Origin of the sequence: Staphylococcus sp. GDY8P85P (genome assembly GCF_017892405.1) — a bacterium.
Taxonomy (GTDB): Bacteria; Bacillota; Bacilli; order Staphylococcales; family Staphylococcaceae; genus Staphylococcus; species Staphylococcus borealis.
The window spans coordinates 17,967-35,460 of record NZ_JAESLA010000052.1 but is presented as its reverse complement, the minus strand read 5'-3'; the positions used below and the strand labels follow the sequence as shown (position 1 = coordinate 35,460).

Sequence of the window (17,494 nt, the reverse complement as noted above, 5' to 3'; positions counted from 1 at the left end):
GAATTCTGTCCCACTCCCTACTCCTTTATTTTAATTTGTATACCAATGAATAATTCTATTCGCACGTTCATTATTTTTTTCAGAGATTGCTTGTGTTCTTGGGATCGTTACATAGTCACGATAATCCTCTGTCCAGTGCTTGGGTAATTTAACAGGTGAATAGTTTCGCCATTTTGTTATCCACAGTTCGGGCAAGGGGCCTTCTTGGATAGGTTCATTCATTAAAGTTAAAAATATATGACTCCACGCTCGAGGTACCACTTGCCAAATATTATAACCGCCACCACCAAACATTAGTACTTTTCCTTTAGTATATAGTTGAGCTAGTTTATTAATGATATATGGTATTTCATATAAAGTTTCTAATGAACAACTCATATGTGTTAATGGATCTAAATAATGAATATCAACGCCATGCACACTAAGTAGGATGTCAGGTTTATATGCTTGAATCACACTTGTTACGGATTCTTCAAATACCTTTAAATAGTTATCATGTTCTGTATAAGGCTCTAAAGGCAAATTTACTGTATATCCATATCCTAAATCCTCACCACGCTCCGTGTAATGCCCTGATCCTGGAAATAAAAATTTACCTGTCTCATGAATGGAATAACACATTATCGTGTTATCTGTATAAAGACTCCATTGTGTACCGTCACCATGATGTGCATCGGTATCAATTACCATCACCCGTTGTTGATATTTTGAAGCAAGGTATTTCGCAGTTATAGCCACGTCATTATAAATACAAAATCCATTCGCGCGTCCAGGAAGACTATGGTGCAAGCCACCGCCTAAGTGACATCCATTTTGTAAATTTCCATTCATTATTTCATCTGCTAAATTTAGCGCACCACCTACAATGCGCGCACTATGTCTATGCATATGCCGAAATTGAAATGTATCATCAGTATTTAAACCATATTTTTGAGCTTCAGATGTGCTTAAAATACCATGTGAAGCGTGTTTAATTGCTTGGATATAATCATATTTATGAATTAAAGCAAGTTCGTCTTCATTTGCTATTCTAGGTTGGATAATCTGCTCATCATTTAATAAGTTCATCATTTGGAGTAATTCTGTCGTTAATTTTAATCGCATTTGATTAAAAGGATGATTATCATTGAAACGATATTTCAATAGTTCATCTGAGTATACATACCCCGTTTTTAAATTTTTTTGCATAAATATCATACCCCTTAAAGTTATAGCAGAAATGGCTAAAATAAAAATCGATTTTTGTAACGTAAATCATCAAAAGATTGTTGTTGGTCTAATGATATCCTTTTCCCAATTCTTGCCATTAGACAATTAGCTGGATGACTTGTGATTTCTGGATCATCTGTAGCAAATACTTCTAAGCCACCTTTAGACATTAACTTTTGCATCATTTTCTTATATTCAAAAACATCAAGCTTTGCAGTTTTTAAATCCCAATGCCAGTAGTACTCAGTAGTTAAAACAATGTAATCTTCAAATTCATCTTGAGTGAGACTTAACGCAATAAGTTCGCCACCAAGATGAAATTGTCTATAATTACGTTGTACTTCTATTGCACCTAACTCTAATAAATAAGGCAATTGACCTTCAGCCCATCTTTCAAAGTCGTCAGGATAGTGATAGGTGACATAACCGATAATATGCTTATCTTCTCGAGCTATATAAATGCGTCCCTCTGGCAATTGAGTTATTTCAAGTAAAGCTTCAAACTGGTCATTTGCAGGTCTAAAGGCATTTAATGATTCGTCGAAAGAAAGCGTTTTCAAATATTGGTATGAAACAGGCCCTTCAATTGTGAAATGTTTATCTTTTATTGTAAGGTGCTTGGTTACATGCGTTTTGATATGTTTCATTTATCTCACTCCCAATACGAACTACTATTATAGTTATTTTATATTTATTTAGAGAAATAAACAAATTAAATTGTAATAATTATCTAAAAATTTTGAATAACACAAAAATTAATGTATAATACTTTTTAAAGAAAGCGATTTCATTAAACAAGGGGGAGTTTACAATGAAAGTAGAAGTGTTTGAAAGCGAGAAAGGTAATTATAATTTACAAGATTATGAAAAAACTTATCAAGACTTTGATTGGGACGAAGTGAAAAAAGCTTTCTCATGGAATGAAACTGGAAAAATTAATATGGCTTATGAGTGCATAGATCGCCATGTCGATAATGGCAAAGGTGAAAAAATTGCACTTAACTATAGAGATGAAAAGCGTAAAGAACAATATACGTTTGAAGAATTAAAAGTATTATCAAATAAAGCTGCAAATGTATTAGTTGATAAAGCAAATGTTCAAAAAGGGGATCGTGTGTTTATCTTTATGCCTAGAACACCTGAACTCTATTTTGCCTTTCTTGGTATTTTAAAGATAGGTGCTATCGTGGGACCTCTATTTGAAGCCTTTATGGAAAAAGCAGTGACGGATAGGTTAGATAATAGTGAGGCAAAAGTTATTATTACGACAAACAGTTTAGTTAATCGAATTCCTAAGGAGAAATTACCACATCTTGAGACGATTATAGTCGTTGATGAGGATGTAGATGAACAATATATAGATTTTAATAAAGAATTGCATCATGCTAGTGAATCATTTGATATCGAATGGTTGAAAGAAGATGATGGACTTATCTTGCATTATACATCTGGTTCTACTGGTCAACCTAAAGGTGTATTACATGTTCAAAAGGCCATGTTACTTCACTATATTTCAGGTAAATACGTATTAGATTTAAAAGAAGATGACATATACTGGTGCACAGCTGATCCTGGATGGGTTACAGGAACATCTTATGGCGTCTTTGCACCTTGGTTAAATGGCGTAACGAATTGTATTGCTGGAGGACGATTCTCACCTGAACAATGGTATAACATGATTGAAACATTTAAAGTAACGATTTGGTATACTGCACCGACTGCACTAAGAATGTTGATGAGTGCGGGTGATGATATCGTTGAGAAATATGATTTATCATCATTACGTTCAATATTATCAGTAGGTGAGCCTTTAAACCCTGAAGTTATAAAATGGTCTAAAGATGTTTACGATAAACGCGTGTTAGATACATGGTGGATGACTGAAACAGGCGGACATATGATTGTAAATTACCCTGCAGTTGATGTTAAATTAGGCTCAATGGGTAAACCACTCCCAGGTATTGAAGCTGCTATTGTTGATGATTCAGGTAATGAGTTACCACCAAATCGAATGGGTAATTTAGCTATCAAGAAAGGTTGGCCATCAATGATGTATTCAATTTGGAAGAACCCTGAAAAATATGACTCATATTTCATTGGCGATTGGTATGTATCTGGAGATTCTGCGTATCAAGATGAAGATGGTTATTTCTGGTTCCAAGGACGCGTTGATGATGTCATTATGACTGCTGGTGAGCGTGTGGGTCCTTTCGAAGTAGAATCTAAATTGGTTGAACATGAAGCGGTTGCGGAAGCTGGGGTTATCGGTAAGCCAGATCCAGTCAGAGGTGAAATTATCAAAGCCTTTATTTCATTACGACAAGGTTATGAACCATCTGACGAATTAAAGACAGAAATTCGTAAGTTTGTTAAAGAAGGATTATCAGGTCATGCAGCACCAAGAGAAATAGAATTTAAAGATAAATTACCAAAAACACGTTCAGGTAAAATTATGAGACGTGTATTGAAAGCTTGGGAGCTTAACTTAGATGCAGGTGATTTAAGTACAATGGAAGATTAAATCATTTATTAGACAAGGTCTGGGACATAATTCCTAGTCAAATAACCAGCGAATGAGTTTTTACAACTTCATTTGCTGGTTTCTTTATTTACATTAATTCGTATTGTTACTTTACTTGTCCAACTTGCTTAATTTGTAAATCTATTTTGAGATAGTCTTTGTTTGGGCTCCATGATTAACTACATTCTACTATCCATTTTAGATCACATGATTTAAGAGATTTTGTTCTTAGAATTATTAAATTACTGTTCAATTTAGAAATAATCGTTCTAAATTTTAAATAAAGTAATAATGTATTTTTACCTAAAAAGTTAATGATTTACATTCAGTATATATTTAAATTAGTTGATTTATCATAAAATTAAGTTAAATTTTACACAAATCATTGGAAACGCTCTCAAAAATTCGACATCGCTTTCATTGTTAGTTATTATTAGTATGTAAGATTAAAAGAAACCTTAAAACATTTGTTTGAGGTATTCTTACATAAATCAAACTAAAATTAATAAGGGGTTGAAATAAGTTGGCACATTTATCAGATTTAGACATTGCTAATCAATCAGAACTTAAACCTATTGGAGAAATCGCTAAAAAAGCTGGCATCCCAGCAGATGCTTTAGAACAATATGGTCACTATAAAGCTAAGATTGATATCAATCAAATCAAACCTAAAGACAACAAAGGGAAAGTCGTTTTAGTAACTGCTATGAGTCCTACGCCAGCAGGTGAAGGTAAATCTACAGTTACAGTTGGATTATCTGATGCGTTCAACGAATTAAATAAAAATGTAATGGTCGCTTTACGTGAACCAGCATTAGGACCTACATTTGGTATTAAAGGTGGGGCAACTGGTGGTGGTTATGCACAAGTATTACCAATGGAAGACATTAACTTACACTTCAATGGTGACTTCCATGCCATTACTACTGCTAACAATGCGTTATCTGCATTTATCGACAACCACATCCATCAAGGTAACGACTTAGGCATTGATGTACGTCGTGTTGAATGGAAACGTGTATTAGACATGAACGACCGTGCATTACGTCATGTGAACGTTGGTTTAGGTGGACCTACAAATGGTGTACCACGTGAAGATGGCTTCAACATTACCGTTGCTTCAGAAGTAATGGCTATCTTATGTTTAGCTCGTAATATTAATGACTTAAAAGAAAAAATTAGTCGTATTACTATCGGCTATACTCGCGACCGTAAACCAGTTACAGTTGCTGACTTAAAAGTTGAAGGTGCATTAGCAATGATTTTAAAAGATGCTATTAAACCTAACTTAGTTCAAACAATTGAAGGTACACCTGCATTAGTTCATGGTGGACCATTCGCAAATATTGCACATGGTTGTAACTCTATTTTAGCTACAGAAACTGCACGTGATCTTGCAGATATCGTTGTAACTGAAGCAGGATTCGGTTCAGACCTTGGTGCTGAGAAATTTATCGACATTAAAGCTAGAGAAGCTGGCTTCGAACCATCAGCAGTCGTATTAGTTGCAACAGTTCGTGCGCTTAAAATGCATGGTGGCGTAGCAAAAGATGATCTTAAAGAAGAAAACGTTGAAGCTGTAAAAGCTGGAATCGTTAACTTAGAACGTCACGTTAATAACATCCGTAAATTCGGTGTTGAACCAGTTATCGCATTAAATGCATTTATTCATGATACTGATGCAGAAACTGAAGCTGTAAAAGCTTGGGCTAAAGAAAATAACGTTAGAATCGCTTTAACTGAAGTTTGGGAAAAAGGCGGTAAAGGTGGCGTTGAATTAGCTAACCAAGTATTAGAAGTTATCGAACAACCAAATGATTTCAAATTCTTATATGATTTAGATCAATCTTTAGAAGAAAAAATTGAAACAATCGTAAAAGATATTTACGGTGGTTCTTCAGTAACATTCAGTAAAAAAGCTAAAAAACAATTAAAAGAATTTACAGATAATGGATGGGGTAAATATCCAATCTGTATGGCTAAAACACAATATTCATTTAGTGATGACGCTACTGCATTAGGAGCACCAACTGATTTTGATATTACAATTAGAGAATTAGAAGCTAAAACAGGTGCAGGATTTATTGTTGCCTTAACAGGTGCAATTATGACTATGCCTGGATTACCTAAGAAACCAGCTGCGTTAAATATGGACGTTACAGAAGATGGCCATGCAGTAGGTTTATTCTAAAGCAATAATATATAGTAAAAAAATATATGTATACGAAGATACATGATTAAATCTGTCGACAAAGTGTTACACTTTGTCGGCTTTTTTAATGAGCAATGTATGAAAATAAAATGTATAAAATAAAACTACTCTATAGTTAAGATGAAATTATGCAGGTTGATTATTCGTTAATTCAGGATTTGTTAATAAATGATGGTAGATATGATATCGCTTGGCATGACGATATTCTTCTTTGTTAATTACACCTTCAACGAGCATGCGCTTTAACACATAATGTTGACGATCGACACTAATTTTAACCGCTTTATATGGTTTTAATTCACCATTTTCTTCATATGGCGTATAAACATAAGGACTCTGTAATAAGCCGATAAGATAAGCAGATTGGGCAATGTTTAAGTCTTTCGGAGGTATACCAAATAAGCTGTATGACGCTGATGCGATGCCTGTGATATTATTGCCTTCATAATCTCTACCAAAAGGTACAATATTTAAATATGTATAAATAATCTCATTCTTTGATAATAATTTTTCTAAACGCATTGCCAATATAAGTTCGTTTGCTTTACGACTATATGTTTTTTTACTTGATAATACCTGATTTTTAACTAGTTGTTGGGTTATTGTACTACCACCAGAACTTTGATCAAGATCAAAGACATCTTGAATCATCGCACGTACGAGCGCTTTCGGCAAAATACCATTATGTTTAAAGAACATGGTATCTTCTGAAGAGGTAAGTGCTTTGATAACATTTGGATTAACGTGTTTTGGACCGACGATAAGAGAATTTTCGGATTTATCATATTCCTCTAACACATTAGAATTATTATGATTAATTAAATCATCACCAGCAAAGTGAAGTACTTTTTGTTGTAATTCACTATCACTTATTTGAGATGATTCATGTGTTAAGTGATTAAAGTAGATGACTGTTCCTATAAATCCAATCATACTCACCAATAAACCAACACTAAATAAGCCTACAATGATATGTTTTACTTTTTTGTAGGATTTTTCAAATGTATTAAACTTTGAGTCTCTATTTGTGTTGGTTGACATCCTTTTCATCTTAAACCTCCTAAAATTTAAGTATAGTATATCATATTCGCATATTTGACTTTTATATTTTTTATACTTATAATTAATTACAATTCAATATCTTTTGGATATGAGGACAAGTAATATATTTGTGATTTTCAGAGAGTTAGTGGTTGCTGTGAACTAATAATTACGCTTATATGAATACACCTTATTATGAATTATCCAACGTTTTATTAATGAACGTATCATTGATAAAGTGAATAGCTATTCGCTATTTAAGTATGGTGGTAACGTGCTCAAGCGCCCTTACATGTTGTATGTGTAAGGGCGCTTTTTATTTTACCTTAAATAGAGTATCAATCATCAATGATTAATAAATCAATATTTATAGGAGGAATAAATTATGACTAATGCATTAATTGAAGAACTACAATGGAGAGGCTTAATTTATCAACAAACTGATGAAAAAGCGATTGAAGAACTGTTAAATAAAGAACAAATTTCATTATATTGTGGTGCTGATCCAACAGCCGATAGTTTACATATCGGCCATTTATTACCATTTATGACTTTACGTCGTTTCCAAGAACATGGTCATAAACCAATTGTATTAATTGGTGGTGGAACAGGTATGATTGGTGACCCTTCTGGGAAATCTGAAGAGCGTGTATTACAAACTGAAGACCAAGTAGAAGCTAATGTTAAAGGTATTAGTGATCAAATGCATAGATTATTTGAATTTGGTTCTGACAAAGGTGCGGTACTCGTTAATAATAAAGATTGGTTAAATCAAATTTCATTAATCGATTTCTTAAGAGATTATGGTAAGCACGTTGGTGTGAACTATATGTTAGGTAAAGATTCAATACAATCTCGTCTTGAAAATGGTATTTCATACACTGAGTTCACATATACAATACTACAAGCAATTGATTTCGGACATTTAAATCGTGAATTAAATTGTAAACTGCAAGTAGGTGGTTCTGACCAATGGGGAAATATCACAAGTGGTATTGAATTAATGCGTCGTATGTATGGTCAAACTGAAGCTTATGGCTTAACTATTCCATTAGTGACGAAATCGGATGGTAAGAAATTTGGTAAGTCAGAATCAGGTGCAGTTTGGTTAGATGCTGATAAAACAAGTCCATACGAATTTTATCAATTTTGGATTAATCAATCAGATGATGATGTCATTAAGTTCCTAAAATACTTTACATTCCTAGATAAAGATGAAATTGATCGTTTAGAACAATCTAAAAATGAACAACCTCATTTAAGAGAAGCACAAAAAGCATTAGCAGAAAGCGTGACAGAATTTATCCACGGAAAAGAAGCATTAAATGATGCTATTCGTATTTCTCAAGCGTTATTTAGCGGTGATTTAAAATCATTATCTGGTAAAGAATTAAAAGAAGGTTTCAAAGATGTACCACAAGTTGAATTATCAACTGAAACTACAAACATCATTGACGCTTTAATTGAAACAGGAATTGCATCATCTAAACGTCAAGCACGCGAAGATGTTAATAACGGTGCGATTTATATTAATGGTGAGAGACAACAAAACGTGGACTTTGAATTAAGTGACGATGATAAAATTGATAATGAATTCACAATTATTCGTCGTGGTAAGAAAAAATATTTCATGCTTAATTATAAATAAGCATTTTAAGTGAATGGGCAATGTAGCACGGTATTTACGATGATGCTACTTGCCCTTATTTTATGAAATGTTATTCAAATATAGTTATAATGAATATACTATAAGAACATAAAGAAGTGATGAAATGACTAATAATAAAGAAGAAATATTAATGAATAGCTTTAGAGATTTATTTAACAAAATAGGTTGGTTAAATAAAGGTAAAATGGAACAAGCGCTTAAAGGATATAAGCCTTCGGAAGTCCATTGTATTGAAGCAATCAAAGAATATCAGAAACCTAATGTAAGGTATTTAGCGCATAAGTTATTTATGACGAGAGGTGCTATTAGTAAATTAACTAAGCGATTGCAACAAAAAGGATTAATTGAAAGTTTTAAAAGTGAAGATAATAAAAAGGAAATTTATTTTAAGTTGACTCATGAAGGTGAGAAAGTCTATCGCATTCACGCTGAACTACATGAAACATTTCAAGATAGAGATCAAACGGTTTTTGATAGTATGACTGAAGATGAATTTAAAAATATGATGACGTTTATAGAAAGATATAATGACCATTTAGACCAACTTATAGAACAGCAACAACGTACGCTTTAATTGTTAGAGTGGAATAATGAATTCGTAGCGAATTTTATTCCGCTCTTTTTTATATTTTGTTGACAAGGAAACAAAATACAGGAGGATTCTAATGTCGAAAGTTAATGAACGTCAAGTTTCAAGAGAAATAATGATTGCTGCTTGGGCAATTGCATTAGGGGCTATAGCACCTATGTTAGATTCAACAATGATTAATATAGCAATTAAACAGTTAAATCATACATTTGGTACAACGCTCGATATCGTACAGTGGGGAATAACAGATTATGTTCTTGCACTAGCGTTAATTATTCCAATAGCAGGGTGGTTGGTCAATCAATATAATGGAAAGTACGTATTTATTTCTGCTTCGATACTATTTGGTATGACATCAGTTTTAGCTGGTATCAGTTGGAATGTTGAGAGCTTTATTATATTTAGAATTATTCAAGGTATGTCTGCAGGCGTTATTACAACGTTAATGTTTACATTATTGATTAAGACAACAGGTCAAGACCATATTGGAAAAGTAATGGCAATTGTAAGTACACCTATGATTTTTGGACCTATTTTAGGACCAGTAATCGGTGGTGTTATCATTCATTTTGTGTCTTGGCGTTGGATGTTTTTTATTAATGTTATCGTGGTCATCGTTGCGATTCTTTTACAAATGAAATATTTACCAAACTTTAAGCCTTTAAATAAAGAGAAGTCTATTGATATGATTGGTGTTATTTTATTAGGATTAATCAGTATTTCTATGATTTATGGTTTGACGAAAGCGAGCGACTATCATAGTTTTTACAATACGACGACAATGGTTCTCTTAGTTGTAAGTTGTATTTTCATTATGTTGTATTTTGTTTATAACAAAATGAAGAATGATAATACAATATTACCTATTTCTCTATTCAAAAGAAGAAATTACACTGCATCATTCATAGGTCTCTTTCTTTCTAACATCGGTATCATGGGGCCAATGGTCATTATTCCATTATACTTTCAGACTTTTAAGCAGTTTTCGCCAATTGAAGCTGCTCTAGCACTGATACCACAGGGTCTGGGTATGCTTATTACAAGACCCTATATTGGTAAAGTTATTGATCAATTTGGTGCTAAATGGGTTGTTATTATCAGTGTTATTATCTCAATGTTTGGTTCAGTACCTTTATTATTTATAACTGAACATACAAGCATAGTTGTTCTATCATTGATACTCTTCTTAAGAGGTTGTAGTGTTGGTGGTATTAATTTAGGTCTCACTACGGATGCCTATATGGGGATGGATGAGCATAAATTGGCTGAAGCTGGTGTTGGTATTAATATGATTGAAAATGTTGGTTCAAGTTTCGGAACGGCCTTTATAGCAACAGTGCTTTCACTTGTAGTAAATCGATTAGGTTCTTCAATGGCGAATAATATCATTGCTTATCACGCTGGATTTTTAGTATCAGTTATAACTTTAATTCTTCTTGTGATTCCAGCGTTATTTTTAACTCAAAAATCGAAAGCGACGGTATAAACAATGTGATAAAAGAAAATAGGGGTGGAACAAAATTCTTTACGAATTTATTGTTCCACCCCCGCATGGGAGACTAAAGTTGAGAACCTTTATTTTATAGCGTTTGCTCAAAATCAGTCAGTAACTATAGATTGGCTAGATAATCACATTATATTAATATCATTATCTTAGCCTGATTTATATATATTATGTTACTTCCTACTGTATAAACTGACTATTGCCACTAAATTCTGACTCAGAATTTGATGATTGATTTGATGATGTAGCGGCTGATTGACTTTTAAGTTTTACATTGACGTTTAATGTTTTACCGTCACGAATAACCGTAAGTTTTGCTGTTTCGCCAGGCTTCTTATTTTGATATAGATATGTTCTTAAATCTGTGTCTTCTTTAACATTTTTGTCATCTATTTTTGTGATAATATCGCCTGTTTTTAATTCACTTGAACCACTTACTTTTGCAACATAAATTCTATCATCACGATCTGTATTTAATTCTTTTTTATATGAATCAGGTATATCACTTAAATTTAGTAAACCGATACCGATAGAAGGACGTTCGATTTTACCATGTTTAACTAGTTGTTCAATTGTAACTTTAACTTCATTACTTGGAATAGCAAAACCAATACCTTCTACTTGTTCGGCAGCTATTTTCATAGAATTGATGCCGACCAAGTTACCATTAATATCCACTAGTGCACCGCCAGAGTTACCAGGGTTGATCGCAGCATCTGTTTGTAAGACGTTAACTTTCGTACCACCTGAAGTCGTATTAGATTCGATTGTACGCTCATTGGCTGAAATAATACCTGAAGTTACTGAATTTGCAAATTCAAGACCTAATGGATTACCCATTGCAAAGACGCTATCTCCAGTTTGTACTTTAGAAGAATTTGCAAATTTAATCGATTTAATACCTTTCGTATTATCTATTTTTAAAACTGCAATATCTGAAACGCTATCTTTACCGATTAATTTTGCCTCAACTTGCTTACCACTATAAAGTTGCACTTTTATCTCAGAAGCACCACTTATAACATGTGTATTTGTCACAATATAAGCAGAATCGTTATCGATTTGGTAGATTACACCTGAACCTATACCGGCTTCTTCTGATTTTGATGATGATTTACCTTGTAAAAAATCTTCTAAACCATTGGCTTTCTGCATGTTGATGACACCAACAATCGCAGGAGAAACATCTTTTATCATTGCATTGACGGATTTGTATTTATCACTTTTTCCGTCAAGCACATTACCACCTTTGCTATTACTGGCTTCTTGAACTTGTGCGCCACCGTTATCGATTCCGACTAACCTCATTATTTTACTAGCTCCCAAGACAAGTAAAGCACCAATAATACCAGCAACTAATGCCACAATAACGGTTTTAAACCACGGAAATTTTGGCTTTCCAGGTTGAGGTTGCTGATAGGTGCTATGATTTGATTGATTTTCTTGATTAAATTCAGACATTTTTAACCTCCATTATAATATTAACCCTTTATTTAATTATGAAAGTTTTGATGAAATAATGCCAGTAATCCACCATCAGACTTTAGATGTATCTTTTGAAAAGTTGTTCAGAAATAAGGATAATGATAAAATCAATAAAGTATATATTTCAATAAGCAGGTGACATAATGTATCAATTTATCAGTAAACTATTAGATTTGATATTAGTCAAAATGGCTAAATCTTTGTATGTGATCGGTAAGGAGAATATTCCTAAAGATAATAAATTCGTCGTGACATGTACACACGAAAGTTATAATGAAGTAATCATGTTAGGAATGGCTTTAGTACCGAATGAAATTCATTATATGGCTAAGAAAGAATTATTTAAGAATAAATGGTTTGGCCAATTTTTAACTTCATTAAATGCGTTTCCTGTAGATCGCGAAAATCCAGGGCCAAGTACACTAAAAAGACCAGTCAATTTATTAAAAGACAATAAAACAGTAGGTATTTTCCCAACTGGACATCGTACTTCTGTTGAAGGCGCGCCATTAAAACGAGGTGCCTCAACGATTGCAATGTTAGGTAAAGCACCTATTTTACCAGCTGCGTATGTTGGACCAACAAAATTACACGGTTTAATTACAGGGCAGGCATTAATTAAATTTGGAGAACCTATTTACCCATCTGATATACCTAAAGATTTAAAGAGAAATGAGAAGATAGACTACCTCACTCATGAAATCGAGACACGTACAGCACAATTACAAAAAGAATTACATTTAATTCAAGATAGTTTAAATAAATAGAATGATATCGTTAGATGAATGTAGAACGATAATAAAGCTCTCAAACCTATATTAGGTTTGAGAGTTTTTAGTTGTATATACCATCATAAATGCTGCCTGTTGCTATATTACCTGCAGGAGCAATTATTGTTGGTATCGATAATTTGCTTAAAGCATTAAATGTTTTACCGACAATATCGCTATTCTTCACTACTGTAGGTCAGCTATATTGGGTCAACTTGTTCTTATCTTCGCAATTGGGTAGCAGATAGTTAGATATGGTTGATTTTCAAAAGTGTCAAGAAGCTGTTCTATCCCCTTAATGACAATACTTATTGAGTTTTTCTAACTTTTAATGAATAAACTTATTTTGAAATAATTTATATATAATAGGGCTCTTTGGTCAAAATAAGGATCAGAGAGTTTTTTGTCATCAATATATCATATTTAATAATTATCATAAAACTAAATTGTTTAGACAAGGACATTATATGTCTACTCTGATATTTAACATTAGATATACACGGGGCGAATATTTAAGCCGTGATTACATATTATTTTTGGAGGGAAATAAAAATGAAAAAATCTAAAGTTTTAGCAACAACTACATTAGCGGGAGCATTATTATTTACAGGTGTAGGAGCTACACATAATGCACATGCAGCTGATTTTGTAAATGACTCAAATATTAGAGATTATGCTAAAAATGCTATTGGTTCAAAATATACTGAAGCAGGTTCTGTATCAATTGGAGGACATGGTGGCGGCGTTACTGATAAAGACAATGGAGTAAAAGACAATGGTGACTATTATACTGTTATTTTTTATGGTGAAAAAGACAATGGTGTAGGTGCTGCAAAAGTTTATAAAGATGGACGCATTGAAGCTCAGACTCCTAGAGACGCTAACAATGTATTAACAATTGACGCACCAAACAATACACAAAGCACTGACAATACTCAAGCAGCAACAAATAACAACACTACTGCTACAACTGATAACAATGTTTCTACTCAAGAAAATAATACACAATCAACTCAATCAACTCAAACTAACGAAGCTCAAACAACTACTAAAGCATTACCAGAAACAGGCGAACAATCTAACTCTAGTTTAGTTACTATCATCGCTTCAGTATTATTAGCAGCTGGTTCATTATTAACATTTAAACGTTTCAATACTAATAAATAGAAATTCTCAAACAATTTAAATCTTTGTGTATAATTTTGATTTGAAAAAGTAGTCTGGGACATAAATTATATAGTAATGCTATTTATCAAATTCGCAGTGCTGACTGAACTGAGAAGGCGCTTAAATCAAGCTTTTCTCAGTTCTAGTCATCCATGCGGGAGTGGGACGACGAATTCAAAAGAATTCTGTTCCGCTCCCTTTTCATTTTAATAAAACCAAATTAAATTTATCAGAAAGCGAAATATTTTTGATAATTTAATAATAATAAATTTCATAAAATGATTTAAAATTGACACATCAAAACCGCTTACATTTATGGTAAATTAATAAAGGAACTGTATACATAGTATAGTTATCGATAAAATAATTGAATATCGTACGTATTGGGAGTGAACGGAATGTTTAAGTTTTTTCAAAAATTAGGTAGATCCTTAATGCTGCCTGTTGCTGTATTACCTGCAGGCGCAATTATTGTTGGTATCGGTAATTTGCTTAAAGCACTAAATGTTTTACCAACAATATCACTATTCTTCACTACTGTAGGATCAGCCATATTGGGCCAACTTGGTCTTATCTTCGCAATTGGTGTAGCAATAGGCATGGCTAAGAAAAACGATGGTGCAGTAGCATTAGCAGGAGCATTAGGATATGCACTGGTTGTAAAAGTATTATCTCCAGAGTTCATCGCACCATTATTTAACATCAAAATAAGTGCTGTCAACGATGGATTTAGTAAGATGGATAATTCAAATGTATTTATAGGTATTATTATAGGATTAATTGCAGCATACTGTTATAACAAATTCAGTGATGTTGAATTACCAACAGCATTATCATTCTTTAGTGGTAAGCGTTTAGTTCCAATTATGACTGTTTTTTATTGTACATTTTTAATTGCGATTTTACTATTTGCTTGGCCATTTATTTACTCTGCAATTGTAGCTTTTGGTAAGTGGCTAATTGGTTTTGGACCATTTGGGGCATTTTTATACGGCTTCTTCAACCGACTATTAATTCCTACTGGACTTCACCATGCATTAAATGCAGTGTTCTGGTTTGATACAGCAGGCATAAATGATATCGGCAAGTTCCAAACTGGACAAGATGCTATTAAAGGTATTACTGGTCGATATCAAGCAGGATTTTTCCCAATTATGATGTTTGGTATGCCTGCCGCAGCGCTAGCAATGTATCATACTGCTGAATCAAGTCAGAAGAAACAAGTGTATGGTTGGTTTGTAGCAAGTGCTATTTCAGCATTTATGGTCGGCGTAACAGAACCGATTGAATTTGCGTTTATGTTTGTTGCACCAGTATTATTTGTGATTCATGCGTTATTAACAGGTTTATCATTATTTGTTGCTGCATTATTCCACTGGACAGCAGGCTTTTCATTTAGTGCAGGCTTAATCGATTATGCATTATCGTTAATTAATCCTGTTGCTAACCACCCGTTAATGATTCTGGTTCAAGGGATTGTATTTTTCGCGCTATATTACTTTATCTTTAGATTTGTTATTAAAATATTTAATCTTAATACAATTGGACGTGGCGATAATTTATTAGCGGATCCTACAGCTAATACAACTGAAAATGAAGATACAAAAGCTTCATCAAGTAAAAGTAAGTATTATCAATCTGCAAGTCAAATTCTTGAGGGGTTAGGTGGTAGTGACAATATTACTACGCTAACAAATTGTGCTACAAGATTAAGAATGGAATTAAAAGATAATTCCATAATTGATGAACAAAAAATTAGAAATGCTGGCGCAGTAGGTGTGACAAAAAGTGGTCAACATTCAGCACAAGTCATCATCGGCACACACGTACAACAAGTTGCGGATGAAATAGAAAAACAACTATAAATTGAAGAGAATCATTTTAAAAGTACGTCGACAGACAAAATATGTCTTAGTGATTTGATAAGATATAAGCATATTGATAAATATATGTTGTTCAACTAACTGATGAATTTTAGGAGGCACCTATAATTCATCAGTTTTTTTATAATAGCAATATTGACATTAAGTGTGAAGACGTTAAGATTATAAGTATCAGAATATTCGAAAATAATGGAGCGAAAAAGCTATGAAATCAATACTATTTGATGTAGATGGTGTATTCTTAAGTGAAGAACGTTGCTTTGATACGTCAGCACTAACAATTGAAACATTACTTAAAAGTGAACAATTTTTAGGTATGGGGAAATCTTTTAAACTAAATGAATTAAATGACCAACGTATTACTAAAATACGCAAAAATATTTTTAAAAATGATATCATTCTAAATCGGTTAAAATCGATGGGATTAAATTCAAATTGGGATATGTTATTTGTCGTTTTTAGTATTCATTTTATACAACTGTTAAAACAACTTTCATTACAAGAACGAGAAGAGATATTAAGCGAAAGACATTTCTCAGCTAGAAGTATGCGCGAAATTCAACCATTCATCGACAAAGCGTATCAAATTAATTATGAATTGCCTATTGCGTTTATTAATCAAAGTCAAAGTGGTAAAGATAATATTTATGCAGAACTAGAACGCTATGCGATGGAACAGTTAAGTGTTAAAGATGCGAGTTTCTTCAAGCTGAAAGGACCATTATGGTATCTTACGAGAGACGTATACCAAGAGTTATACTTAGGATCTAACTTATTTGAACAAGTCGAACAAAAGCAACCGACGCTACATGGCATAGACGGCTTTATTTATCACGAAACTGTGCTAAGACCTGTTGAAGAAATTCAATCATTGCTTAATATGTTACAAGAGAAGGGCTATCATCTTGCTATTGCCACAGGTAGACCTAGAACTGAAACGTTAGTACCATTTGAATCACTAGGAATTAAATCATTCTTTTCAGATCAACATATTGTGACTGCAAGTGACGTAATGCAAGCTGAGAATGACTTTCCTGATTTTGTACCACTTGGCAAGCCTAATCCATTTTGTTATATTGCGACGTTAAATGGAAATAAAAAAGAAAATTATAAACAGTACATCACGGAACAAAATCACATAGTTAATAAAGAAGATGTAGTGATTGTTGGAGATTCATTGGCAGATTTATTTTGTGCTAAGCAAATAGGCGCCACATTTATTGGTACATTAACAGGGTTGAAAGGGCAAAACGCACGTGAGGAATTAGAACGTTATGAAGCGGATTATATCGTCGACCATATAGGTTTAATTAAGGATATTTTATGCTAAAGTTGAAATTTTAAGTGATTAAATTGTAAATTATAAATATTAAAAACCCCTTAATGATATAACGAAATCAATCATTAAGGGGTATAATTATGTGGATTCATAAGTTGTTTAATC

Annotated in this window: 13 protein-coding genes and 1 pseudogene; 10 read left to right on the top strand and 4 right to left on the bottom strand. The window is 33.0% G+C overall.

Annotated elements, in window-relative coordinates; genetic code table 11:
- Positions 1-30 precede the first annotated feature (30 nt).
- Both KA828_RS10945 and KA828_RS10940 read right to left on the bottom strand, forming a co-directional pair.
- Positions 31-1,188, bottom strand: a complete 1,158-nt coding sequence (locus tag KA828_RS10945) for an acetoin utilization protein AcuC (RefSeq protein WP_210126229.1) — start codon at positions 1,186-1,188, stop codon at positions 31-33.
- 35 nt (positions 1,189-1,223) lie between these two features.
- On the bottom strand, positions 1,224-1,856 hold the full coding sequence (locus KA828_RS10940) for a GNAT family N-acetyltransferase (RefSeq protein WP_210126228.1): 633 nt from the start codon (positions 1,854-1,856) through the stop codon (positions 1,224-1,226).
- 164 nt (positions 1,857-2,020) lie between these two features.
- Between KA828_RS10940 and acsA the strand changes: the two genes are divergently transcribed.
- Together acsA and KA828_RS10930 are read left to right on the top strand one after the other, a co-directional pair.
- Positions 2,021-3,730 (top strand): acetate--CoA ligase, encoded by a 1,710-nt coding sequence (gene acsA, locus KA828_RS10935; protein WP_210126227.1) that lies wholly within the window; start codon positions 2,021-2,023, stop codon positions 3,728-3,730.
- 523 nt (positions 3,731-4,253) lie between these two features.
- The gene (locus KA828_RS10930; protein WP_210126226.1) at positions 4,254-5,921 is read left to right on the top strand and encodes a formate--tetrahydrofolate ligase; all 1,668 of its coding nucleotides are present in this window, start codon (positions 4,254-4,256) and stop codon (positions 5,919-5,921) included.
- 147 nt (positions 5,922-6,068) lie between these two features.
- On the opposite strand, the gene KA828_RS10925 is transcribed toward KA828_RS10930, so the two are convergent.
- Positions 6,069-6,992, bottom strand: coding sequence for a transglycosylase domain-containing protein (locus KA828_RS10925; protein ID WP_481906428.1), 924 nt, complete (start codon positions 6,990-6,992; stop codon positions 6,069-6,071).
- A gap of 376 nt (positions 6,993-7,368) precedes the next feature.
- Between KA828_RS10925 and tyrS the strand changes: the two genes are divergently transcribed.
- From tyrS to KA828_RS10910, 3 genes are all read left to right on the top strand, one after another.
- Positions 7,369-8,631 (top strand): tyrosine--tRNA ligase, encoded by a 1,263-nt coding sequence (gene tyrS / locus KA828_RS10920; protein WP_210126225.1) that lies wholly within the window; start codon positions 7,369-7,371, stop codon positions 8,629-8,631.
- Positions 8,632-8,755: 124 nt separating this feature from the next.
- Complete coding sequence (locus KA828_RS10915; protein WP_210126224.1) at positions 8,756-9,226, top strand: MarR family winged helix-turn-helix transcriptional regulator; 471 nt, start codon at positions 8,756-8,758, stop codon at positions 9,224-9,226.
- Positions 9,227-9,317: 91 nt separating this feature from the next.
- The gene (locus KA828_RS10910) at positions 9,318-10,727 is read left to right on the top strand and encodes a DHA2 family efflux MFS transporter permease subunit (protein ID WP_210126223.1); all 1,410 of its coding nucleotides are present in this window, start codon (positions 9,318-9,320) and stop codon (positions 10,725-10,727) included.
- A gap of 198 nt (positions 10,728-10,925) precedes the next feature.
- On the opposite strand, the gene KA828_RS10905 is transcribed toward KA828_RS10910, so the two are convergent.
- Positions 10,926-12,206, bottom strand: a complete 1,281-nt coding sequence (locus KA828_RS10905; protein ID WP_210126222.1) for a S1C family serine protease — start codon at positions 12,204-12,206, stop codon at positions 10,926-10,928.
- Between the two features lie 167 nt (positions 12,207-12,373).
- On the opposite strand from KA828_RS10905, the gene KA828_RS10900 reads away from it, so the two are divergent.
- From KA828_RS10900 to KA828_RS10885, 5 genes and pseudogenes are all read left to right on the top strand, one after another.
- A complete protein-coding gene (locus tag KA828_RS10900) occupies positions 12,374-12,997 on the top strand; it encodes a lysophospholipid acyltransferase family protein (RefSeq protein WP_075108654.1) in 624 nt (207 codons plus the stop codon).
- Between the two features lie 89 nt (positions 12,998-13,086).
- A pseudogene (locus KA828_RS13230) lies at positions 13,087-13,238 on the top strand (PTS glucose transporter subunit IIBC); the annotation flags it as partial.
- Between the two features lie 314 nt (positions 13,239-13,552).
- Entirely contained in the window at positions 13,553-14,167 is a 615-nt protein-coding gene (locus tag KA828_RS10895) for an LPXTG cell wall anchor domain-containing protein (RefSeq protein ID WP_075108655.1), read from the top strand.
- Between the two features lie 398 nt (positions 14,168-14,565).
- On the top strand, positions 14,566-16,032 hold the full coding sequence (gene nagE / locus KA828_RS10890; RefSeq protein WP_210126221.1) for an N-acetylglucosamine-specific PTS transporter subunit IIBC: 1,467 nt from the start codon (positions 14,566-14,568) through the stop codon (positions 16,030-16,032).
- Between the two features lie 223 nt (positions 16,033-16,255).
- Positions 16,256-17,380: an HAD family hydrolase gene (locus KA828_RS10885; protein ID WP_210126220.1), complete on the top strand. Its 1,125-nt coding sequence runs from the start codon at positions 16,256-16,258 to the stop codon at positions 17,378-17,380.
- Positions 17,381-17,494 lie beyond the last annotated feature (114 nt).